Here is a 22633-nt window from a genome sequence, read left to right as displayed (position 1 = left end):
AGGGTCTATCTAGTTGCCTACGGGTCTCTCGACTTACCGCATCTCCTTCAGACAATACCTCACGGTATTGCCCTAGATTAAGCTTCCCGAGCTAGGTCAGTCTCCTCGGAGATGGACTTTCACCATCTGGGATTCAGTATCATCATCATCAACCAGTCGTTTCACCGAGATGACGTCTCTGTCAGATAATGAAAAGAAGAGTGTCGACTAGATCAACACTCCATGCGACTGCCCGTCGCACAAAAAGGGTCGCAGCAGCGACCCCTTATTCAACTCTTGCACCCATTAGTTTTAGTACAAATCTTCACAAACTATAAAATAAATCTGTACCCTATATATTACAACAATCTCATCTTCTTTCTTTTATCAGAAACACCTCTTCTACCACCTCGTAAAATATATACTTTAATCTCAGCTATTAATACTTTTCCAATACAAGTCTTAACATTTCAAACAACAAAAAATTAAAAAATATCCAGACGCTGCCATAGACGTAGCCACCAGCAATATCACTTGGGAGTACGTTAGTCAATGCAATATTTGCAATAGCAAGACCAATTAATTGGAATAAACCAATAATAGGAATGGTTATTGTTATATAATTCCTTTTCGAATGGCGAACAAGAAGAAATAAACACGTTCCATAAATAGTGATCATAATCATTCCATTTAAATCAGGAAAATTTGCTGAATGAAATTTCCCTAAGAAACCAAATCTTTGTAAAGAGTGAAAAATCTGTATGACTGATTCATGGAATAGTCTTACTCCTAAAATCGGAACAAATAGCAAAAGGTACTCAAGCACCCTGTTCCTTCCCTTTATCCAAATACGGATGATGGTTAAAGCGATAATGCTAGAAAGTGCATACAGAGGTTGGAATACTAAAAATCCCTTCATCCAACTCATATATACAACTGAATGAACCATGTATTCAGCAATTTCATTAAATTGAGTAAATTCATTATATAGATAATCTTGAGCAAGCCCCAACATCAAACTAACCATGCCAATTAAAACTAAAGTAAGGATAATAAGAAATATTTCGGCTGCCCTTATTGTTTTTAGTCGCTCTAATAACCGTTTTAACAAATGAATAAAAAATTCTTTAATTTGAACTTTATAAAATCGAAAGGCAAAATACCCTACTAACAATACTGCCAAACCAATTAAAAAAACAATTAAATATTTACCTGCTGCTTGATGAAAACTCTTCCATTGAGGACCCAACACTTTCCCAAGTGTAATAAAACAAACACCCCATAAAAATGCTCCTATATATGCAGGAATGATAAATTTTCGAAAAGGCATTTTAGAAATCCCCGAAATATATCCAGTAAAATGCCTAATCCCTGGAATGAAATAAGCAAACACCAACAATTTACTGCCCGAGCGTTCAAACCAAGCAGCTGTTTTCTTAAATCTTTCAGGACCTAGATGAATGTACTTCCCGTACTTTTCAATAAGTTTATATCCTCCTGCCTTGCCAATCCAATACGTCACGGTTATTCCCAAACCACCAGACAAAAAGACCATTAGGAGTGCTAAAAAGTAATTCATTTTCCCTTGATATACAAAGTACCCTGCATAACTCATTAAAAGTTCACCAGAAATAGGCAGGGCCATGAGCTCAAGGAAGATTCCAATAAATAAAATCAGATAGCTGTGTTGTTCGAATAGTGTTATTAAATATGACATATCAATGCCTCCAAAAATGCTAAAGAAGAAAAGATCAAATAAGAATAATTTCACCTTAGCTCTATTTACAATGTAGCACGATTTTTGAAATAAATTTGCAGCTTAATGAATTATTAATCTTGAATTAATGGAAGAAAAAGGTTTATGTATAAAATAAAAAAGCTATTCCCTTTTCGAAAAGGTTACTAGCTTTTTTAACAAAGACAGCATACTATTAAAGCCCAGCCAATGGCAATCCAGCTGCAGGTATGGGCAAACCTTTAAAATACCCAATGGTAGGTTTAAAACTAAACTTAGCTAAACTTAATACCCCCAAGGATAAATGCTAACAAGTTAAGATAGACGGTGCTGCTATCGAATGAAATAGAAGTGCAGGGGCTACTCCGAAACTAACCATATCCGCTAGGGAATGCAATACGACACCGAATTCATTATTCCCTTTTAATGTTCTTGCAATCCTTCCGTCAAGAAGATCAAAAACAGTGGAAAAGAAAATTAAAATGGAGCCTACTTCTATAAATCCACTCCTACTACAGGTTATTGAAAGAATTCCACACATAAAATTCCCAATCGTAAAAAAATTGGGTACAGCTTATACTATCTGATGGAACAAGGCAGTTACCCCCAGACATTAACGAATCCTTCCATTTAAGTATCATTTTCTAAATAACCTACCCTTATACTAAATCCATTTTTCATTTTAATGAAATTTTAATGTTTTATTAAGGACGAAAGTACAAGTTTATTTTATAAAGTTAAATAGCCCATTTAATTTCCAGTGCCCGACTTGATTTCATGACAAATAAATATAAAGTTATTTGGGTTTAAGTTAAATAAATAAAAAAGTTAGGGAGGCAAAACAATGAAAAGGTTGGTTGAAGCAACCATGCAAAGAGCCATTCTGATGATTGTGTGTGTTGTCATCATCTTGGCTTGGGGGGGTATTTCGGCTTACCAGATGCAAAGAGATTATTTGCCTGGGATTAACAATACAACCCTTACAGTTAGTATGAGAGTGCCTGGGTATCAAGCAGCTCAAGTAAAACAGCAAGTAACCGATAATCTGGCAAGTGCCGTCAAAACAGTAGATGGTTTATCCAATGTGGAAAGCACATCCTATGACGGCGGATTATTTATGAGTTTATATTTTCCAATGAATACAGACATGAAACAAGCTGAAGATCAAGTCAATAAAGCATTAGCTATTGCTGATCTTCCGCAGACTATTACATCTACTCCTTCAGTTACTCGATTAACAACAAGTTCATTCCCGATTTTAACTTACAGCGTAACCAGTTCAAAATTGGATGAGGCAACACTTCGCTCAACAGCAACACAGGAAATTATTAAACAATTAAAATCTGTCCCTGGTGTAGCGGATGTTTCCGTGTTTGGGGGAGCAAAAGATGGATATGTATTAACGGTCCGTATGAAAGACCTAGTGAAAAACGGGTTAACATTGGATGATATAAATAAATCGTTTGCATTAGCCGTTCCATCTATGCCGTCAGGTACGATTGCAAACAATCAATTGTCGATTCCAGTTTCATTTGACGGTTTACCATTAACTGTGAAGCAAATGGAAAATGCAACAATAATGAACAAAGCAGGAAAAGCGATTCCTGTATCTGCATTTGGGACTATCACTCATTCACTAAATGACGTAAAAACAGTTTCCAGAACAAACGGAAAACCTAGCGTTACGTTAAATGTGATCAAAACACCATCAGCCAATATTACGGATGTAGCCAATCAAGTAAAAGACCGGGTTGCACATCTTCATTTGGATACGGTAAATCCAAAGGATGTTTCTTTTAAAGTCCTACTTGACCGAGAAAAAGAATTAAACAGCTCCCTTTTTGGATTAGTTCGAGAAGGTTTACTTGGATGTTTATTCTCAATGATTTGTGTATTCTTCTTCTTCCGAAATGTAAGAAGTACACTATTAATAGCTATATCACTGCCAATTTCATTACTGGCAACAACGGCTTTCTTAAAATCAATGGGTATCACGTTAAACATTTTAACGGTATCAGGTTTGATTGTAGCGATGGGCCGTATTGTCGATGACTCGATTGTTATATTAGACAACATGTACCGTAAACGTGAGGAAAACAAGGAAAAACCTTTGCTTTCCATCCTAGCATCATCGGTTGTTGAAATGATTCCTGCAATATTAGGCTCTACCTTAACGACCATTGCCGTTTATATTCCTATCGCGTTTGTTGATGGAGTCATTAGTGCTTCATATAGCGGATTTGCTTGGTCTGTCGTGATTGCACTCATCATTTCATTCTTTGTTGCCATGCTTGTTATTCCAGCTCTTGCTTTCATGGGATGGAAAGGCGGAAACGGAGAAAAACAAACCGTAAAACTCGATACAAAAATGAAACCAATACTGCAATCTGCATTTAAACACAAAAAAGCAATGATTATTGTTTCTATAGTGGTATTTTTAGCTGCTGGCGCCTATTCTGCTTTTCTTCCAGTAAGTTTATTACCTAGTGGAAAAATCGGACAAATTGCCATTAAAGCTGAATTACCAAAAGGAAGCACACTCATTCAAGTCGATTCAGAAGTACAAAAAATTGAGAAAACATTGAAGGCAAATCCAAAAGTCGATGCGTATTCAGCTAATTTCGGTTCGACTATGACACCTCAAAGTGATGACGTGTTTGACCAAGGCGGCGGCTTTATCACCTATCCAAATGTCGCTAATCTTTCTGTTGTGTTGAAGAACGACAAGGATGCTGATGCTGTTATTCAACAGTTACAAAAGCAGCTTCCGACTTTATCTAAAGATGTTACTTATACCGTAACAAGCCAGAACATTTCTGGTGATGATTCACAAATGCGTATCTTGTTCACAGGTTCAGACCAAGCAACATTGGATCAAGTCGCACAACAAGCGAGAACCAACTTATCAAAAATTGCGAACCTGAGTGTAGATGGAAAAGTAGATTTAACGAACGGTTCTCCAAAGTATAAAGTGACTTTTGACCAAAAAGCGATTCAAGATAAAGGCGTAAAAGTTGCTGACATTTTAACGGTCATTAACCGCTATATGTCTCAATCTAAGGATGCAACGGTTACCGTGGATCATAAAGCACTTCCTGTGGACCAATATTTAGATCAAATTGCAACAGGATCAAACTCTACGATCACCTTAAATGCTTCTGCGGATGATGTCTTAGCATCTCTTGCGGCTGAAAAATTAATAGGAAATAATGGTCAGATGGTTCGTTTTGACCAAATTGCTAAGATTGGAAAAGATACATCTGCTTCAACCATTAGCGAACGAGATGGTCAGCCATTCTCCCTTGTGACTGCACAGATTACATCAAATGACATTAGTAAAGTTTCAAATCAAGCAGATAAAGTTCTAAGCGATATGAAACTTCCTAAAGATGTAACGTACTCATTGGGGGGTATTACGCAACAAGTAAAAGATATGATTTTTGATATGGCTGTTGCCGTTGCTTTCTCTATCCTTTTAGTATTACTCATTACTTCTTCTATTTTCAAAGGATGGAGAGCACCATTATCTGTACTTTTAAGCATTCCCCTTGCTTTAAGTGGTGTAGTAATTGCCTTAATTTTATTCCACGGAGAATGGAATTTAGCTGCATTAATTGGGGTTCTGATGCTTACAGGTATTGTGGTGACAAACGGTATTGTATTAATTGATAAAATTGAAAGAAATCGAAAAGAAGGAATGGATGTTAAAGAAGCTGTATTGAATGGTAGTCTTTCAAGGATTAGACCGATTTTGATGACAGCAGCAGCAACAATCCTAACATTGTTACCACTTGCGTTTTCACATAATGTAGATACTGTCATTTCTCAAACGCTCGGTATTGTAGTAATTGGCGGTATGGTAACATCAACAATTAATAGTTTCATTATCATCCCTATTATTTACGAATGGTTGCATAAAAAAGCAGCAATTAAAAACTTTAGTGCTTCCAACGAAACCAAAATAAGCTAAGAATATTATTTAAGGTTTTAATTATTAGAGATGGAGAAATCATCCAAGAACACCGACCAAATGTCGGTGTTTTCTTGTTTTCTCCTGTCTGCCCTTTTCTGCTAAACTGCCTCGTTACTTCTATAAGAAAAGCCGCCAAAAAAGGCAGCTGGATCTTAAACTCTTGCACCCGTTAGCGTAAGTACAATGCTTCACAAACTTCTATTCAAAAAGTGGTAAGTTAATTCCTTTAACCAACCCTCAAACCATTCAATGGGCAGTTTTACTTTAGAAAAATCCAACTGTTGCAGTTCTTTAAGCGAGAACGTGTTAGTTAAATATAAATCCCACTGTGCAGAAATATCCTCTAATATGCCGTATAGCTTTTCATCATTCAATCCATCCTCATTCATATAATGCTTATCACACCAATTACAAATCTGTTGATGAGTATATTGATTTGTTTTATTTACCACACTCTTTATCAAATCAACAAGGTTTTCTTTACTAAACGACCAATCGATTTCAATAAAATTTGATTCATTCCAGCTACCTACATATCGGTTTCTTCCCAACAGTTACACCTCGGTCTAAAAAATGATTTGTATTTAATTCAACGTATCTTGAATGGATTCCTTCTTCAAGTAAGCTGCCCCTTTACAGCAATAAAAAAAGCTGCCACAATGACAGCTCGATCTTTAACTCTTGCACCCGTTAGCTTAATAAGCATTAATAAAAAAGTCTATTCTTAATTAGTATTTACAGGCAGATTATTATTCTGACTTCGAATTCTAACCCCTAAAGCAATTGCAGCTCCAATACAGCTAGAAAGGCACCCTACTACCAAATAAATTGATGGAGTTGATTCACCAATTAAAACAGAAGCAACCCCTCCAATTACTGGAAATAGAGCTACCATATACCCGCTTTTTGCCCCTCCAATTTTTTCTACAAGTTTTAAATAAAATAGCCAAGCCATAAAAGAAGCAATCAAAGTTAAATATAGCAAAGCAGATAAATATGAAACTGTTGTTGGAAGTATAATTTTATTTCCTTGGAACAGTACAATTACCCCCATTAAAACACCAGCAATTGCAAAACCAATAGCATTTGCATAGATAGGGTTAATCTTTCTATTTGCATTTCTTGCAGAACTTGCATCACCAACAGCTGTTAGAATCGTACCTAACAAAGCAATCATGATTCCTTTTAAATCAGTAAGTCCTTGAAAATCATTTAAGTTCGGATAGATTAGGACACATACTCCAAATACCCCTAGAATTCCCCCAATTAACACGCGAGAATATAATTTCTCCTTTAAAAAAACACGGAGAGCAATCGGAGTCAATATCACTTTTAACGAAAAGATTAAAGTTACAATGGCAGCAGAACTCAAAATTGTGGCGTAATAAAGGCACAGATAACTTAATGCAAAGTTACATACTCCAAAAACTATAATAAACGGGAAATCTTTTGTTCCTGGTCTCCCCTTTGGTTTAAGGAACCACACAAGAACTAAAAATAAAAAAGCTGTCATAACTAAACGATATGATAATGATAATTCCAAACTGACTGGAGTTCCTTGAATTTTCACCGCAATAAAATTTAGCCCCCATACTATTAAGCAAAATATGTACATAAAATATGTCATTGCATTACCTCATTCTACAGTTTATCTTAATATGTTTAATAACCTCTCAGTTAGTAATTGTAACAAATTTGAAGCAGTCAATTAACCACGATTTGAATATTTTTCTTATTGAGCTAAACTGCCCCGTTAGTTCAATAAATTCAACAAAAAAGCGTAAATCCTTTTTGGATACATTCACCCATAATTACTACAGAAAACATTAAAGGCGAGACGATAGATCTCACCTACTTTTCACCCGAAGAATATTTTCCAAAACTAGGAAATAAGCGCAAGCTGTGTGCTATTAAAAATTGTGCTGTATAATAGGTTGTCATAATCAGGATATCAGAATAGGGAATCTCTGAAACAAACAAATTCCATGACAGAATTGAGTCTGAGAGGACGAATAAAATACTTCCTATTATTGCCCATATATTTTGGGACAAAAATCCAGACCAACACATCAGAGATATAATAACTATATACATAAGTACGGGAACTATTAAAGTATCATTATGATTCTGAAGCAATGCAGCGATTATGTGATACCCCATAACAAAGCCATATAATCCAATAGGTATAATCATAAGAAGTGAAAGCTTTGTAAAACGCCAATAACGGGAAAACCCTGCTGTATAAAACAGATGCCCAATTAGGAATGCTGCTAAGCCGATAACGAACCATCTAATTAGCCCATCACCTAGCATACAGAAAAATAATCCGCACCATATAATCCAATGAGGGCGTGATTTTTTATCAGGTATTAGTTTATAAGCATAGAAAAGAATTAGCCACATTGGGATTAATTTAAATATCATTTTGATTGCTTCTGGTTTGCTGGAAATGGCAAATATGTATATGAGGCTCATAAGTAAAATGAAAGTGGGTAATCGATAGGTTTTCAATATATTCACCTCTTTGTAACAGTTTTATTTCTCTTTTTTATTGCCAACAGCTTCTCCAAATAGGATTTTAATAATCTACTATTTTCTTTATAACTTAACGTTTTCCTTCCGGAAACTAAACTGCTTCTTTAGTTGAATAACAAAAAAGCCACCAATAATGGCTGCTGGTTCTTCAAGTCGCGCACCCTTTAGTCCAATAATATTAATACTTGCACACCATTAAATGATTCCCATCTGGGTCTTTGAAAATAAACCAATGATTATGCATAATTTCTGTTGTTAATTCTACATTCTGCCCTTTCATATATTCGTATGCTTGTTCTATATCATTAGTATTCAAATGGAAAAGTGGTGTATTGGTGAAATTTTCCTCTGAATAAATCTTGCTATCTAAAACCATCCCTTTTCCATTCATTGATAATTTTGTCACGGAACGGAATCCTCTTCGAATGAGCATTGCCCAGATGCGATACATTATTAAGCGGATTTCAAACCGCGCCAGCTTTAACAAAGACATTCATCCGCACCAACTAAGGCACAGCTATGCAACCCACTTATCGAATAATGGAGCACCTCTAGATGTTATTCAAAGCTTATTAGGTCATGAAAAAAGTGAAACTACCCGGATATATGCCCAGTTAAGCGGAAGCATCAGACAGCAATTATATATGAAGTATTTTTAAAAATAAATAAATCAGCGCATCTCGAATGCCCTGCTTTATTTCACTCTTGCACCCGTTAGCTTAAGTACATTTTTTTCCTTAACTTTTTAAAAATCAAGTACTGAAAAATCAGCTATTGTCCAATTAAGCTATAGCGCCAATTATTGCACCGCATAAAGCTTCCTAGAGGATATTCAAATTCGCATTCAGAAATAAATTGAAAGTCAAGCTTCCGACAAATTGCATTTGAAGCAGGATTATCAATCGATGGAAATGCGTGGATGTATTTATATTTGTTCTCACTAGATGCTTCTTCAATTGCTAACTTTACTGCATTTGTAGCTATCCCTTTCCCTTGATATGAGGGTAGAACGCTCCATCCAGTTTCATATACACTTTCATTATTCCAAGTAGTTTGCCAATATCCCACAGAACCTACTGGTTCTAATTCTGGTAACAATGTTATGCTGAACATACGTCCTCTATTACCAAGCTCAAGATATCGTTTATGTCGATTCAAAATCTGCTCTTTACTCTCTGGACCTCCAAGATGCTGCATCATTTCTGGAGCGTTTATAAGAAAAAGTAAATCAAGGTCATTATCCTCCCAAGGCTTTATCTGAATGATATGGTTACTTTCTTTCAACTTTTCTTCATCTCCTCACGACTTATTATTTACTCTTTCTTTATGAAAGCTAAAATTCCTTTTTTTAATGATATTGTTGTTTAACTAAACTGCCCCGTTAGCACAATAGAGTAGGAGGGGAAATTTAATCCCCGACCTCTCACACCACCGTACGTACGGTTCCGTATACGGCGGTTCCGTATACGGCGGTTCAATCTTTTAAGTATCGTAACTCATAAAGTTGGGATATATCTTTTAATCCCCATTTTGTGAGTTTTTCTTTTGTTATCGCTTGATGCAGAATCTCACTTTTAGATATCCGCCAGTATCCCTTACGGGAGTTTGCTAATTTCATGGCATCATCATGATTAATTCCATATTTACGAAGCATCCTGTACTTTGTCCTTAGCTTTTTCCATCTCTTCCAGATGAGTTGTCTGAGTCGGTGATTTAACCATTTTTGAGTTTTTACAATGAATTTCTTCATTCGGGATATCCCGTAGTAGTTAATCCACCCTATGGTTACTTGGTTTATTTTCGTTACGATTTCTTTGAACTCACCCGGGCATTTTCGACCGGTTATTTTCCTTAGTTTATTTTTAAATCGTTGTTTTGCCGACTCACTTGGTCGGCAACCGACTTTCCCATGAGGTTATGTATATTGAACCCAAGGAATGTAGCCGAAGTTGCACCACACACTGTACTTTTCTTTTGGTTTATAACTAGTCCGAGGTCTTTCTCGATGTAGCTTGCAACGCTGTCCATTACCCTTACGCCTGCACGTTTACTTTTGACATAGATGACGAAGTCATCCGCATATCTAATAAAACGGTGCCCTCTCTTTTCTAGTTCTCTATCCAGATTGTTCAAATAGACATTTGCTAGAATCGGGGATAACGGACCACCTTGCGGTGCTCCCTCTGTGGTTTCGATATAAATATCTTTGTCAAGAATGCCTGAACGAAGAAATTTCCAAATCAGTTTAAGGACAATTTTATCCGAAATGAACTCCTCTAAATAAGCTCTAACTCTTTGGTGATGAATTGTGTCAAAATAACTTTTCAAGTCACAGTCCACCACTACTCTGTATCCTTCTTGATAATACCGTTCGGCAAGTTTGATTGCCTGGTGGGCATTCTTGCCTTTACGAAAACCAAAGCTATTCTCAGAGAAGTATGGATCTATGATTGGTTCAATTACTTGGAGAATGGCTTGTTGTACCACTCTATCCAATACACATGGTATTCCTAGATATCTTTTGGAACCGTCCGGTTTTGGAATCGCAACCCTTTTGACAGGTTGGGGCTGGTAAGTTCCCTCCATAAGTTTCTGTTTAAGAGGTTGTAAGTATTTTTCCATATGTGATTTCAATTGATATACGGTAATCCCATCAACCCCGGGGGCTCCTTTGTTACTTTTCACTTTTTCATAAGCGTTCCAAAGATTCTCGTTTGCGATAACTTTATTGATTAAATTGATACCATCTTGTTCTTTCATACCCATGTTGGCATCCCTACGCACTCCTATGTAACCTTCGGTTTCAAACCTATTTCTTCATAGGTAGCCATCTTTTGGTCTATACCGCGATGTTTTCTGCGATTAGGCGGGGTGCCTACACCTCCTTGTTTTCCAAGATTTAAGATTGTTCAGTCCTTCATTTCCACTGGAAACTACTATGACCTCTGCTGACTTCTCACGATAAATCTTTTTTCAACCGAGCGAGTTCGCTCGTTCGTGAGACCTCCCCGGGTAAGAGCGATAACCTTCTTCTCATGTAACTGCTATATTTACTGTATGGGGTTCGGGCAGTATTGGACTTTATCTTGCTATGCAGATTCGTCCTCCCCAATTCAGCCTTGTATATAGTTTCTGTTCGTCAGTTCGAGAATTTGCCTCCAGCTTCCTTCAGATTCCACCTCACGGTGGACACCCTTGCTATTGGCTAACAGTTCCTACTGCCAAGCCTGTAGTGGACTTTCACCACCAAGTTATCGCCCATGCCGGGCGCACATAAGAAAATGGGATCGCCGCAGCCATCCCATTCTTTAACTCTTGCACCCGTTACTTTAAGTGAAGGATTCCACAATTCGTATTAGAAAGAGAAGAACGGTGACCTTTATCTCTCAAAAGACACTAACGTAGGGTGTTTTCAAGGATGTAGCCATTCTCCCATGTTCCTATAGAAATAAATCGGTCATCGTTGCTGAATTCCCCAAAACAGGCATATTGTAGTTCTTCAACTACAATGGGTTCTAAATCATCGTATCGCAGGATTAAAACTTTCTCACTATATGTAAGGATAAAATATCGACCATCGTTTGACTGGTGCATATGTTGAAAATAACCGAAGTGGTCAGGATAATCCTGTTCTGATAAGCAGACTTTCTTTAAAATTTCTTTAAACTGTCCATCGAGTATAACTATGTCATAATCTTGAACCACAATATATACGTTATGACTAGAGTTAAAGATGATGGAATCCCAATTTCGAATTTCTAAGTTATCTAATACTTCAATGGACTCTTTATTTATTGGTTCTTTAACTTTTACTATTTTTTCGACTCGGTACCCTTCATTATTTACATAACTCAAAGTAAATAAATAAGTATTTTCAGCTTTAATAAAATGATTAAAATGGATAAGAGTAATTGAATCTTCAAATTCGGATAGTACGTTGTATTCACCATTTTCAATATTGATTAATACTAGTTGACGTCCATTATATGTTTTCAATGTATCAAGGATTAGTAATGGGCTATCGGTTATCGCAAAATCCCCTTCCTCAAATTGAAATTTTTTATTCGATTTAATCGTTTTTACTAACTGAAATCTAGCCGTTTCATACACATATATAGTACCAGTCGTATTTTTTATATATAAATAATCATCATTTTGAGAGAAATAAAAATTGCCCGGATTATTAGGCTTGAGCTCCGCAATTTTTTCCCAAGAACTTGTATCATAAACAATCGTTTTACTTCCCATTGAATGGCATAAAAAACGTTGATTCTGTGAAAGTTTTATTTCATATGAGGTTTTAAATTTTTTTAATACGTTCATTTGAAGCATAGCTACCGAACTCCTTAGAAATTCTTTTTCCTACTTATTCTCCTTATTCGTATTCTAACACTTAGTTAAATAATAAAAAGATGGGGTCGTCTTTAGCAAACCCATCTTCAACATAAGCACCCTATAGTTTAAGTACAATTCTTTACAATCTTTACTTTTAAAAAATGAGTTGCGAAGCAACCCTTTTGTTCAACTATTGCCCCCGTTCGAGAAAACAAAAATGACCCCTAGAGAATAATCCATCCCTAAGGGTCATTTATCCTGTTCATTCGTTCGATTGTTTAGATGATTGTAGAAGTTTCTTAATTTCCATCAGTTCGCCTTCCATTCGCTGAAGGTGTTTTTGCATATCGTCAATCTCCTGCTCTGCTTTATAGTTAATGGCGAAGTCAATAATTGACTCGTGCTTATCCCGTGCTGCCTGCCGGTTTTGGCTCATCATAATCACAGGAGCTTGGAAGGCTGCAATAAAGGATAGGCACAGATTCAGTAAAATAAATGGTGGTTTATCAAAATGGAATCGAGTAAATGACAATGTGTTCCATACTATCCATACGAACAAGAAGCTTGCAAAATAAATGATAAATTTCCAGCTACCTCCGAAGGCTGCGATTCTATCTGCCAAACGATCAGACCAGCTTGTTTTTCTTTGGTATGCCTCATCTAAGTTGGTTAAAATACTCTTCTCATAACTATCCACTAGCCGATCAATTCGGCGAGTATTTTCCTGATTTAACTCAATATCAAAGCCCTGAATTTGGGCTGCTTCCTTACTTTGCGGTTTTTTTAAAAATAACAACTTTTTTGACATTTTAACTACCTCCTGGTTATCAGGCAGTCTGATCCATTTTTATCCCGTAGGAGAGGAGCTGAAGCCACTCTCTGATATGGTTTTTTTTATTAATCCGACTGCCAATAGACTATCTGGTTCTGGCTCCGGTTCAAATGAACTTCGACTATTCATAGAATGGCTCACCCCCTCTCAAGAATCAATTTGATGGCTCTATATTTTACTCAACTTGTCAGAGACTTGTCATTGCAAATGTCCAAGCTCTACCAAATAAAAATGCCCTTCAGCTCAGCTGAAAGGCATCGTTTTGCACACTTAATAAAAGAATGCAAAAAAAAACGATTCCCCCAAACCGAGCTTTGGCACTATACGACGTAAAAGAACCTTCGTCCTTTAGCCACGTTAAGAAGAGCCTTAGTCCGGCAATTCCTGTTCAACCCATTGGCATCTTTCGATGTTTCCGGGCAGTGGCTTGTGTTCGTATAGGAGCCTCACCTAACGAGGACATCTTTAAATCATTGTCATCATACTGCTATAGGATTGATATGTCAACGGAATTTGCAGACATTCTAAATTACCACCATTTTTATATAGAGAAGAAAACTTTGCAGATATATCCATTAATTTTTATATTTTTATTATCCATTAAAAGCACCTAATTGCTATTAATTAATAGCATTTTTTTATTGAACTAAACTGCCCCGTTAGCGGAACAAGAAAAATAGCCGCCACCGCAGCCCCTTGTTGAACTCTTGCCCCCGTTTGTTTAATTGTAGTTCTTCACGATCTTCTCTTTAACAAAACAAAACGGGACTGATGCTGGCACCGTCCCATTTTATTTTAATTAGTGTAACTTATAGAACCTTTTACCGAAATTTATAAAATTTGGTTATACTTACATAGGAAGTAAAGAAGTATAAAAAAAATATCCCTTATGGACAAAGGAGACTTAAAATGAGAAAACTTGTTCTATTTCTGCACGCATCGCTTGACGGTTTTGTAGAAGGACCGAACGGTGAAATGGACATTGGCTGGGTTTCATACGATGCTGACTTGGAGAAACACGCGAAAGAAATTCTGAGTACTGCCGACACTGTCATATGGGGACGTGAGACTTATCAGATGATGCACAGTTACTGGACATCTGTGCCTTCTGACCCCTCAGCTTCTCAGCATGAACGGAATCATGCCGAGTGGATCGAAAAGACACTCAAAATCGTTTTTTCCACGACGTTGGAGAAAGTCGAATGGAACAATTCCAGACTAGTGAAAGAAGATGTCGAGGAAGAAATCAAGAACCTCAAACAGCAGCCAGGCAAGGATATGGTCATCCTCGGCAGTCCTAGGTTAGCACACTACCTTATGCAGCTTGATTTAATAGATGAGTATAAAATTACAGTTTCTCCCGTCCTGATCGGCAACGGGTTGCCGTTATTCCAAGGTCTCAAGGAGAAGATCAAACTTAAACTGATCGAAAACAAGACATTTGATTCTGGTGCCATAGCCCTCGTTTACCAGACGGTTAGATGACCTTTTCTCCTAAAGCAGATTACGAGGGATACGATAGCTCAATAAGCCGCCTCTTCAACGAGGCGGTTTTCTTATCGTAAAGATCAACATCAGGATTTACTATAGCCTAAATCTAAGATGATGACGCAAACATTAAGTAGATCATACCGGTAAAACAATTTGGGTTAAGGATCCCTAAAAAATGCAAAATCAAGCAATCAAAGGCTAATGAAAAAAAGAGCGAAATGAACAATTGGTATGGAATGATTACTTTAACCTTAAAGCTTGAAAAAATACAATCTTTAAGAAAAAAGAGAACAGCAAAAAAAGACCACATTTAGGTCCGGATATTCAGTTTCTTCAAGTAAAGCACCCATTAGTTTAAGTGAAATTCTTCACTTAGAAATCAAACTAAAATGGTTCGTGCAATTGTTTTAGTTTTTCAAGTTCTGGTAACAATGATTTATCGACATAAAACGTAGATTCTTTTCCATTGTATTTATCAATAACAGTATAGTACAGCATGACCATTAATGGATTATCCTCCTTTATTGACGCAGCTGCTCCTGCCGTTTCTTCGCCCTAATTAGAGTGCTTTTGCTTATGCCGGTTGTATCCTCCACTTGCTTGTAAGAAGTAGTTTCTAGTAGTTTCAATGCGTGTTCAATTTGTGTTTTTTTGAATTTCTTCGGGCGGCCTTCTCTAAAATCCTCGCGCTGCTTGGCTAATGCTTTCCCCTCTTGGGTTCGTTCAACAATCATATTTCTTTCCATTTCCGCGACCGCTAACATGGTTTGAAGGAAGAACCGCCCCATAGTTGTGTTTTCAAGTAAACCAACATTCAACACATGGACACGAACACCCTTGTTGAAAAATTCCTCTACAACGTCAATTCCTTCACGTACATTCCTGGCTAACCGATCTAGCTAATATTGTGCCGTTTTTTGAAAAATCCGAAGCAAGAATCACTGAACAAGACCGATGATTATCGTTTACATACCCCTTAAATGCGCAAGATAATCATTAACAGTGCAGCGATTACAGCAATCGCACTACTCGTACTGAAAGCCGCCACAGGCCCAAATGTCTGCCATAGATAACCCGCCATGATACTTGCTGGCAAAGCCGCCAAACCGGTCATAGCATTGAAGGTGCCCATCGCTGTACCTCTTTGCCCTTCGGGTACAATATCAGCAATATAAGCTTTTTGTATCCCTTCGGTAAAAGCATAGTAAAATCCGTATAAAACAAACAATACCCAAATCCAAGGAACGTTTTTTACTATTCCAAAACCAAAGTAAATGGCTGCAAAAATAAGCAAGCCGGAAATGAGGACGGGACGACGACCAATTCGATCTGATAACATTCCTATAGGCATCGAAAAGATACTGCTACTCATATTCAATGCGAAAAAGGCTAGTGGAACAAAAGCGGGAAGCATCCCTACATCCTGTGCCCGTAAAGCTAGAAAAGCATCCGAGAAATTACCGACCGTAAAAAACGTGAAAATCAAAGAAAACCAAATAAAGCGACGATCTAAATTTCTGAAACCTATTTTCGGAAGACTGGCTTGTTTTACATTTTCTCTTCGATCCTTTTCTTTCAAAAAAAAGGCGATAAGGATAACCGCCAGAAAACCAGGAATAACGGATAGCCAGAATACAAGACGATAATTACCTGCATAAATTGCCAGAATTGCAAAAGCAGCCAATGGTCCTATTGCTGCACCCAAAGCATCCATAGCACGGCGAAAACCAAACGCTTTTCCACGCTCTTCTTTCGTTGTGGAATCGGCAACGAGCGCATCACGCGGTGAGGTTCTTATTCCTTTACCAAATCGGTCGGAAAAACGAATAATAAGAACTTGACTCCAAGAGGCGCTTAACGCAAATAGCGGTTTTGTCAAATTTGATAAACCATAACCCATTAACATGAGAAGCTTATGTTTCCCTATGCGATCCGTAATCCAGCCGGAAAACAACTTCAAAATACTAGCGGTACTTTCGGCTATTCCTTCAATAACGCCTATTGCCCCTACCTGTACATGTAAAACAGCCGTAAGATACAAAGGTAAAATGGGAACAATCATGTTACTGGATAAGTCTGTAAACAAACTGACTAGCCCAAGTACAAGAATTACCGGATTCATGGTAAACAGTCTCTTTTTATTTGGTTCCGCTGAACCATTCATTTCATCACCTCTATTTTTCTCTTATAGTGTGTAAACTTTTTTAAAGCATTTTTAATTGTGTGGGAACTTAAGACATAAATCCGTTTAAAGTTGTTGCTATTAGTAAACTTATGCTAAGGAAGGTATGTATGTAAATAAATTTCAAATTACAATTTTTTTGAACGTAGATAAAAGAAAAATAATTAACTTGGGACTTCGAATTAGAAGTCCCAATAAATTTTAATAAAAAATAAAGTTTAACAAAGCCTATTTTTTAAATAAATGTAAAACCTTCGCGAAAATCTCATGTGATTCGTGTTTTGATGAAGATTGTAGTCCTTTTTTCTTTTCTAGTTTAATAGTTTCATTATCATCCCTATTATTTACGAATGATTGCATAAAAAAGCAGCAAATAAAAACTTTAGTGCTTCCAACGAAACCAAAATAAGCTAAGAATATATTATTTAAGGTTTTAATTATTAGAGATAGAGCAATCATACAAGCACACCGACCAAATGTCGGTGTTTTCTTGTTTTCTCCTGTCTGCTCTTTTCAGCTAAACTGCCTCGTTACTTCAATAAGAAAAGCCGCCAAAAAAGGCAGCTGGATCTTAAACTCTTGCCCCCGTTTGTTTAAGTACAGTATTTCACAATCTCTATAAAACGAACACTATTTAAACGCCAATATTCGTTAGAACTAAAAGAGGGTATCTGCAAATTGTTCTTCTGAAATTACTTTTAATCCATTTCTTTTTAGTAATGCAGAAGTGACTCCCATCCCCATAATTTTTTTTCCGGTAAATTCACCGTTATATATGGTTAAACTGCCGCAAGATGGGCTATTTTCCTTTAGAACCACCAAAGTCGCATTTAATTCTATAGCTTGTTCTAGCGTAGAATATGCTCCTTTAATGTAAAGTTGGGTAACATCTTTACCTGATTTATCAACTACTTTAGCGTTTCCATCCAGTACATCTTCTCCGTTTCCACCAATTATCTCAGCTGGTTCTCTAGGCGTTGAAAAACCGCCAAGTAATTCTGGACATATTGTAATAGCTTTATTTTCTTCTACCAATTTACTTATTTTATCATTTAAACAATTTGTCCCATTATATCTCACATCTAACCCTGCTAAGCAGGAACTCACGAATATCATTTACTAACCCCCTTCTGCTAAGTCCTTCTAATTGAATTTTACCAAATATTTTCTTGTTCAACTATCATGCCCCATTAGTGCAATAAGAAAAAGCTGCCGCAACGACAGCCCTATTCTTTAACTCTTGCACCAGTTAGGTTAATGGAAACTTCACAAATTTTTTTTTTACCTTAACAAAATCTAATCAGATAAAGTGTAGAGGCATATCAAAAAGACGCCTTTGTACCAATGAAAAGCGCCCTTTAACGGAATACATCTATGGAGAACCTAGCCAGCTATTCCGTAAGCTAATAATAAGAAATATACACATACTAACACCGCACCATTAAATAAAACGCCAATTACCCCCGATAACCATTTCTTAGAAATTACAGCAAAAATTATTCCGAGTAGTGAAAGAGAACCTAAAATGATAATGATTAACGGCAAATCTCTATTCGGTCCTCTAAGAATAAAAAACATAAGAACGCTAATCAAAACCATTAGAATTGATAAAGCTCCAAACTTATTCATCTCAATCCCCCTATCTATGTATTTTGTTTTTAAACCTATTTCATAATCCTATCCATAATTTATTTACAATTATTTCATATCCGGATACTTTGCTCAATCACTAATTCCAGAAAATGGGTAGATTATTAAAGAATAACTAATGTCGTTTGTTCAACAAACCTGCCCCGTTAGTGACAAATTAATCTTCATCCTGGAAAGAATCCGATTGCCCTACTAAAGAAAGGTCCAATTTCCTTTATATGCTCTTTGGAATTTGGACTTTTAATCTGGCAAAAATGTACTCACTTAATTTCTAATGCCGAAACCTTTTTTAGAACTTAATTAGTACCCATTTACTTATGAATAGCGTTCACTATGACGTATCTAAATGATGTTTAATTTCACTAACATTATGGACAGTATAGGAATAAATTCTCTTGTAATCCTTCTATAACTTCTTCTGGCACTTCCCTGACCTTGATATCCGTGCCTAAAAAAAGGAGCCAATTCGTCATTTCGGTCAATTCCTCTGAATGATGAACATTGATAAAAGTCTTTAGAATGGCTGTCGTTTGGTAAGGATTCGTATAGGAAATAGAAACTTTTAACGGATGGTATTTTTTGAACTGGGCAATCGCCTTTGGACCAAGTTCGAGGACAAGGTTCATTGCTTCTTCCTTCTTACTTAGTTTCTCTAAAATTTTTTTCTTAGTTAATCTTTTTTTCATCGAATATGGCGTGACATTGGTGAGATTGTCTACAGGAAAAACCTGCTTCTTTTCATCCTTTAAGTCAAAAGCTTCAATTAGCCATAGACTTTTTTCACGATAAAGGTTTAAAAGATAAATTGGATAAGACTTTATGATCTTCTCTTCTTTAATGGTAATCTCTAAATAGCGATCCAAGAGAAGGAGTTGAATGAGTTTTTCTAACATAGGATGAGGGAGATCTGTCAGCTCAAGTAGGTCGGGATTATTGGGGTTGGTCCCTTCAAAAAGCAAGATTTGATTTAAATGAACAAGGTCATCTTGCTGGTTTTCTGAGATAAGGCCGAGTAATTTCTCAGCTAAAGACTGGCGACTCTTTAGATAAGGGAGTTGTTGATTTCTAGTGGCCATAAACGCAATAAAAAGTGCTTTGACCTCGTTATCGGTAAAGCGAACAGTAGGCAGGACAGAGTTGTTCATGACAAAATATCCCCCATCCCGTCCAACTTCAGCTACAAGCGGCATCCCCATGGCTTCAATTTCTCTGATATCTCTAATCGCTGTCGAACGTGAGATATTAAATTCCCGCATGATTTCAGTAATGGTAAAGTGGGCACGGTTATTGATATACCGCATGATGATATTAATCCGCTCAACTTTTTTCATCAGGGCCTCCTAAACAGTATCACTTTTTGACATGATTTAAGGATATTATAAACTTATCAAGTGGAAAAACAAGTCATTTGATTAATCTAAAAAAAGAGGATGGGATCGAATATGGCAGATTATAAACTGGAAGAAAAGGATAGCTTTACCGTTCTAGGTATCGGTACTGAGCTTAAGAGTCATTACACAGACTATGCGGGTATAAACAAGGAAAAGTCAGACTTTTGGCAAGCCATCAAACAAGATGGAACACTTGATACTTTAAAGTCCATAGCTGCAAACGATTATATTTTTACCGTAAACGAAGCAGTGAATAGCAAGATGATGCATTATGCTGGCGTCATGACAGAGCAATCGTTACCAGAAGCAGACAGATTGATCCAATTTCCCAAAGGGGAATACCTCGTTGTGAAAGGTGAAGCAAAGACATCTGAAGAGCTAAGTAATATGCTTACAGGCATTGCCTTTGGTCAAGTTTTGCCAGAAGCAAAGGATTTTGCCTATGTTGGCGGACCAAATGCAGCGGTTGAGATGGGAGATCGAAACGGCGTCCTATTTGGTGAAATGTGGATTCCTGTTGTGAGGAAGTAACGAAGTAAAAGGAGGATAAAAATGTCCTATATGGTTGATTTTAAACAGGTTTCTACGGTTGGTTTAGAGTCTTCGTCAGTAGCAGAAGCACTTGCTGGTTTACGCGCGAATGAAGCTCGCTATTTTATGAACAAATACAAGCATGAATTCACGGTTGTACCGGCTAGCGAAAGCCAGGAAACCCTTGATTATGTGAACCGTATTTTGAAGGAAGAACGTGATCTTGAGTTTGCGGCTAAACCTTTGGAGACATCGCGTTTTCAAGTGGAAAATATCGATTGGACTTACGTCTTTTACGAGGATGGTCTTTCGGTCAACGTCCTGTATACGCTCGATGGCCCTAAGCCGAAGCGGGCCGTTGGTTTTAAGCTTTCTGAGGGTATGGAGGTACCTAAGGAGCTCGAAGGGAAATTTAAGTTTGCTAGGCAGAAGTCTAAATTGGCTGGAACCATTCGAGGCTCGTATTTTGTCATTAAAGGAGATTATTAACCATAGCAGCACCCTTTCATTAAATGAGAGGGTGCTTTTCCTTTCTTCGCAAAAACCTGATTTACTTATGAAACGGTTCACCGTAATGCATCTAAATGAGGGTTTTTATATTCCTTAGAATAGCGATTTCACCTTACCGTTTCTATCTTGAATTCCTGCAGTTTCGTTCATCCCTTCACATTTATTTATTATTTTTTCGTGGCCAATCTGGGTAGAAACTTCTGTATACACAAAATGAGGATGGAAATAGTAACATTATACTTTTTAAACTGGGGGATATAAATGAATTTACAATCTGGAACCTATTATTGGCCTACTACTTTTCCTGATGCTCCATCCTACCCTGCATTGGAAGAAGACCTATCTTGTGATGTATTAGTCATTGGTGGAGGGAGCTCAGGAGCACAATGTGCATATTATCTCGCTGATACTAATTTAGATGTGGCTGTAATTGAAAAATCAACAATTGGCAGCGGCAGTACTAGTACGAATACAGCCCTACTTCAATATTCTGGTGAAAAAATGTTTACCGATTTGATCAACACCTTTGGCATAGGTTACATCGAAAGACATTTACAATTACTAAAAGAAGCAATTAATGAAATAGAGAAAGCCTCAAAGAGCGTCTCCATTGATTGTGAGTTCAATCGAAGAGACACCCTCTATTCCGCAAGCTGTGCAGAAGACGTTGAAAGTTTAAAAAAAGAATATGAATTTTTAAAGCAGCATAACTGTGAACTTACTTTTTTAACAAAGGAAGATATTGAAGCAAAATATCCTTTTAGTAGGGATGCTGCTATTTATTCATACAATGATGCAGAAATCAATCCTTTCAGGTTTACCCATGCACTATTGGAGCATGCTGCAAATAAAGGGATTCATATATATGAACATACGGAAATGAATGGTCATCATTTTGATGAAGAACGGGGAAAAATGATTATTTCAACAAAGAATGGCAAGTCTATACAAGCGCGGTATATTATTTTTGCAGCAGGTTATGAAGGAATAGAAATGAAAAAAGAGAAAAAAGCATCCTTTGTAAGTACCTATACAGTAACAACCAATTCAGTCGAAAGTTTCTCCCCTTGGTATAATAGGACTCTCATCTGGGAAACCGCTCGTCCTTATTTATTTATGCGGACAACCAGGGATAACCGGATTATCATAGGCGGACTTGATGATAATACTAAGTATCAGGAAGATCGCGATAGTAAACTGATTCACAAAAAGAATAAACTAATTGAAGAATTTAATAAAATGTTCCCCACCATTCAAGTACAGCCGGAATATTACTTAGCTGCATTTTATGGAGGAACGCTGGACGGCATTCCGATTATCGGCAAGTATGGAGAATTTCCAAATTGCTATTTCCTGTTTGCCTTTGGTGATAACGGGACGGTTTACAGCCAATTGTTGTCGAAGATTATTGTAAAGGAAATTGTTGAAGGGGAATCTCCTGATATTGCTCTATACTTGCAAGAACGCCCTCTGCTTAACAAGAGTTGAA

The 22633-nt window shown here is 36.9% G+C and carries 19 protein-coding genes, 3 pseudogenes and 1 riboswitch; of the genes and pseudogenes, 6 read left to right on the top strand and 16 right to left on the bottom strand.

What is annotated here, in order from left to right:
• Positions 1–418: 418 nt before the first annotated feature.
• Complete coding sequence (locus tag RCG21_RS15985; RefSeq protein ID WP_308913377.1) at positions 419–1696, bottom strand: VTT domain-containing protein; 1278 nt, start codon at positions 1694–1696, stop codon at positions 419–421.
• A gap of 214 nt (positions 1697–1910) precedes the next feature.
• Positions 1911–2309: pseudogene (locus RCG21_RS15980) on the bottom strand (CDP-alcohol phosphatidyltransferase family protein).
• Positions 2310–2558: 249 nt separating this feature from the next.
• Between RCG21_RS15980 and RCG21_RS15975 the strand changes: the two are divergent.
• A complete protein-coding gene (locus RCG21_RS15975) occupies positions 2559–5684 on the top strand; it encodes an efflux RND transporter permease subunit (RefSeq protein WP_308913376.1) in 3126 nt (1041 codons plus the stop codon).
• Positions 5685–5875: 191 nt separating this feature from the next.
• On the opposite strand, the gene RCG21_RS15970 is transcribed toward RCG21_RS15975, so the two are convergent.
• The 4 genes from RCG21_RS15970 to RCG21_RS15955 all read right to left on the bottom strand — a co-directional run bounded on the left by RCG21_RS15970 (position 5876) and on the right by RCG21_RS15955 (position 8655).
• Positions 5876–6238, bottom strand: a complete 363-nt coding sequence (locus tag RCG21_RS15970) for a hypothetical protein (RefSeq protein ID WP_133340403.1) — start codon at positions 6236–6238, stop codon at positions 5876–5878.
• Between the two features lie 173 nt (positions 6239–6411).
• Positions 6412–7314, bottom strand: coding sequence for a DMT family transporter (locus RCG21_RS15965; RefSeq protein WP_308913375.1), 903 nt, complete (start codon positions 7312–7314; stop codon positions 6412–6414).
• Positions 7315–7538: 224 nt separating this feature from the next.
• Positions 7539–8207 (bottom strand): lysoplasmalogenase, encoded by a 669-nt coding sequence (locus tag RCG21_RS15960; protein ID WP_308913374.1) that lies wholly within the window; start codon positions 8205–8207, stop codon positions 7539–7541.
• Positions 8208–8400: 193 nt separating this feature from the next.
• On the bottom strand, positions 8401–8655 hold the full coding sequence (locus tag RCG21_RS15955; RefSeq protein ID WP_235824972.1) for a VOC family protein: 255 nt from the start codon (positions 8653–8655) through the stop codon (positions 8401–8403).
• Between RCG21_RS15955 and RCG21_RS15950 the strand changes: the two are divergent.
• Positions 8621–8881, top strand: a pseudogene (locus RCG21_RS15950) (tyrosine-type recombinase/integrase); the annotation flags it as partial. The gene RCG21_RS15955 and the pseudogene RCG21_RS15950 sit on opposite strands and share 35 nt — an antisense overlap.
• A gap of 112 nt (positions 8882–8993) precedes the next feature.
• Here the strand turns inward: RCG21_RS15950 and RCG21_RS15945 are convergent.
• The 5 genes from RCG21_RS15945 to RCG21_RS15925 all read right to left on the bottom strand — a co-directional run bounded on the left by RCG21_RS15945 (position 8994) and on the right by RCG21_RS15925 (position 13365).
• Positions 8994–9506, bottom strand: coding sequence for a GNAT family N-acetyltransferase (locus RCG21_RS15945; protein WP_133340409.1), 513 nt, complete (start codon positions 9504–9506; stop codon positions 8994–8996).
• 190 nt (positions 9507–9696) lie between these two features.
• The gene (locus tag RCG21_RS15940) at positions 9697–10068 is read right to left on the bottom strand and encodes a group II intron maturase-specific domain-containing protein (RefSeq protein WP_133339681.1); all 372 of its coding nucleotides are present in this window, start codon (positions 10066–10068) and stop codon (positions 9697–9699) included.
• Positions 10069–10073: 5 nt separating this feature from the next.
• On the bottom strand, positions 10074–10988 hold the full coding sequence (gene ltrA / locus RCG21_RS15935; protein ID WP_308913373.1) for a group II intron reverse transcriptase/maturase: 915 nt from the start codon (positions 10986–10988) through the stop codon (positions 10074–10076).
• A gap of 630 nt (positions 10989–11618) precedes the next feature.
• Positions 11619–12554 (bottom strand): YncE family protein, encoded by a 936-nt coding sequence (locus RCG21_RS15930; RefSeq protein ID WP_133340756.1) that lies wholly within the window; start codon positions 12552–12554, stop codon positions 11619–11621.
• Positions 12555–12819: 265 nt separating this feature from the next.
• Positions 12820–13365, bottom strand: coding sequence for a DUF1003 domain-containing protein (locus RCG21_RS15925; protein WP_133340709.1), 546 nt, complete (start codon positions 13363–13365; stop codon positions 12820–12822).
• A 316-nt stretch (positions 13366–13681) separates the two neighbouring features.
• Positions 13682–13854: riboswitch (M-box (ykoK) riboswitch) on the bottom strand.
• A 444-nt stretch (positions 13855–14298) separates the two neighbouring features.
• Here RCG21_RS15925 and RCG21_RS15920 point away from each other — a divergent pair.
• Positions 14299–14874 carry a dihydrofolate reductase family protein gene (locus RCG21_RS15920; RefSeq protein ID WP_133340711.1) on the top strand — a complete coding sequence of 192 codons (576 nt, stop codon included), beginning with the start codon at positions 14299–14301 and terminating at the stop codon, positions 14872–14874.
• Positions 14875–15401: 527 nt separating this feature from the next.
• Here RCG21_RS15920 and RCG21_RS15915 read toward each other — a convergent pair.
• From RCG21_RS15915 to RCG21_RS15895, 5 genes and pseudogenes are all read right to left on the bottom strand, one after another.
• Positions 15402–15779 (bottom strand): annotated as a pseudogene (locus RCG21_RS15915) (recombinase family protein); the annotation flags it as partial.
• A gap of 77 nt (positions 15780–15856) precedes the next feature.
• Positions 15857–17044, bottom strand: a complete 1188-nt coding sequence (locus RCG21_RS15910) for an MFS transporter (protein ID WP_235824933.1) — start codon at positions 17042–17044, stop codon at positions 15857–15859.
• 675 nt (positions 17045–17719) lie between these two features.
• Complete coding sequence (locus RCG21_RS15905; protein WP_308913372.1) at positions 17720–18178, bottom strand: 2-thiouracil desulfurase family protein; 459 nt, start codon at positions 18176–18178, stop codon at positions 17720–17722.
• Positions 18179–18445: 267 nt separating this feature from the next.
• Complete coding sequence (locus RCG21_RS15900; RefSeq protein WP_133339054.1) at positions 18446–18691, bottom strand: hypothetical protein; 246 nt, start codon at positions 18689–18691, stop codon at positions 18446–18448.
• Between the two features lie 389 nt (positions 18692–19080).
• Positions 19081–20043 carry a helix-turn-helix transcriptional regulator gene (locus RCG21_RS15895; RefSeq protein ID WP_308913371.1) on the bottom strand — a complete coding sequence of 321 codons (963 nt, stop codon included), beginning with the start codon at positions 20041–20043 and terminating at the stop codon, positions 19081–19083.
• A gap of 111 nt (positions 20044–20154) precedes the next feature.
• On the opposite strand from RCG21_RS15895, the gene RCG21_RS15890 reads away from it, so the two are divergent.
• The 3 genes from RCG21_RS15890 to RCG21_RS15880 all read left to right on the top strand — a co-directional run bounded on the left by RCG21_RS15890 (position 20155) and on the right by RCG21_RS15880 (position 22632).
• Positions 20155–20634 carry a GyrI-like domain-containing protein gene (locus RCG21_RS15890; protein WP_308913370.1) on the top strand — a complete coding sequence of 160 codons (480 nt, stop codon included), beginning with the start codon at positions 20155–20157 and terminating at the stop codon, positions 20632–20634.
• 21 nt (positions 20635–20655) lie between these two features.
• On the top strand, positions 20656–21123 hold the full coding sequence (locus tag RCG21_RS15885; protein WP_133339060.1) for a DUF8821 family protein: 468 nt from the start codon (positions 20656–20658) through the stop codon (positions 21121–21123).
• A gap of 282 nt (positions 21124–21405) precedes the next feature.
• Positions 21406–22632 (top strand): NAD(P)/FAD-dependent oxidoreductase, encoded by a 1227-nt coding sequence (locus RCG21_RS15880; protein WP_133339062.1) that lies wholly within the window; start codon positions 21406–21408, stop codon positions 22630–22632.
• Position 22633: the final 1 nt, after the last annotated feature.

The organism is Bacillus salipaludis, from assembly GCF_030938565.1.
Classification (GTDB): domain Bacteria; phylum Bacillota; class Bacilli; order Bacillales; family Cytobacillaceae; genus Neobacillus; species Neobacillus salipaludis_A.
The sequence above is the reverse complement of the archived record's forward strand: the minus strand, read 5'-3'. Positions and strand labels throughout refer to the sequence as shown.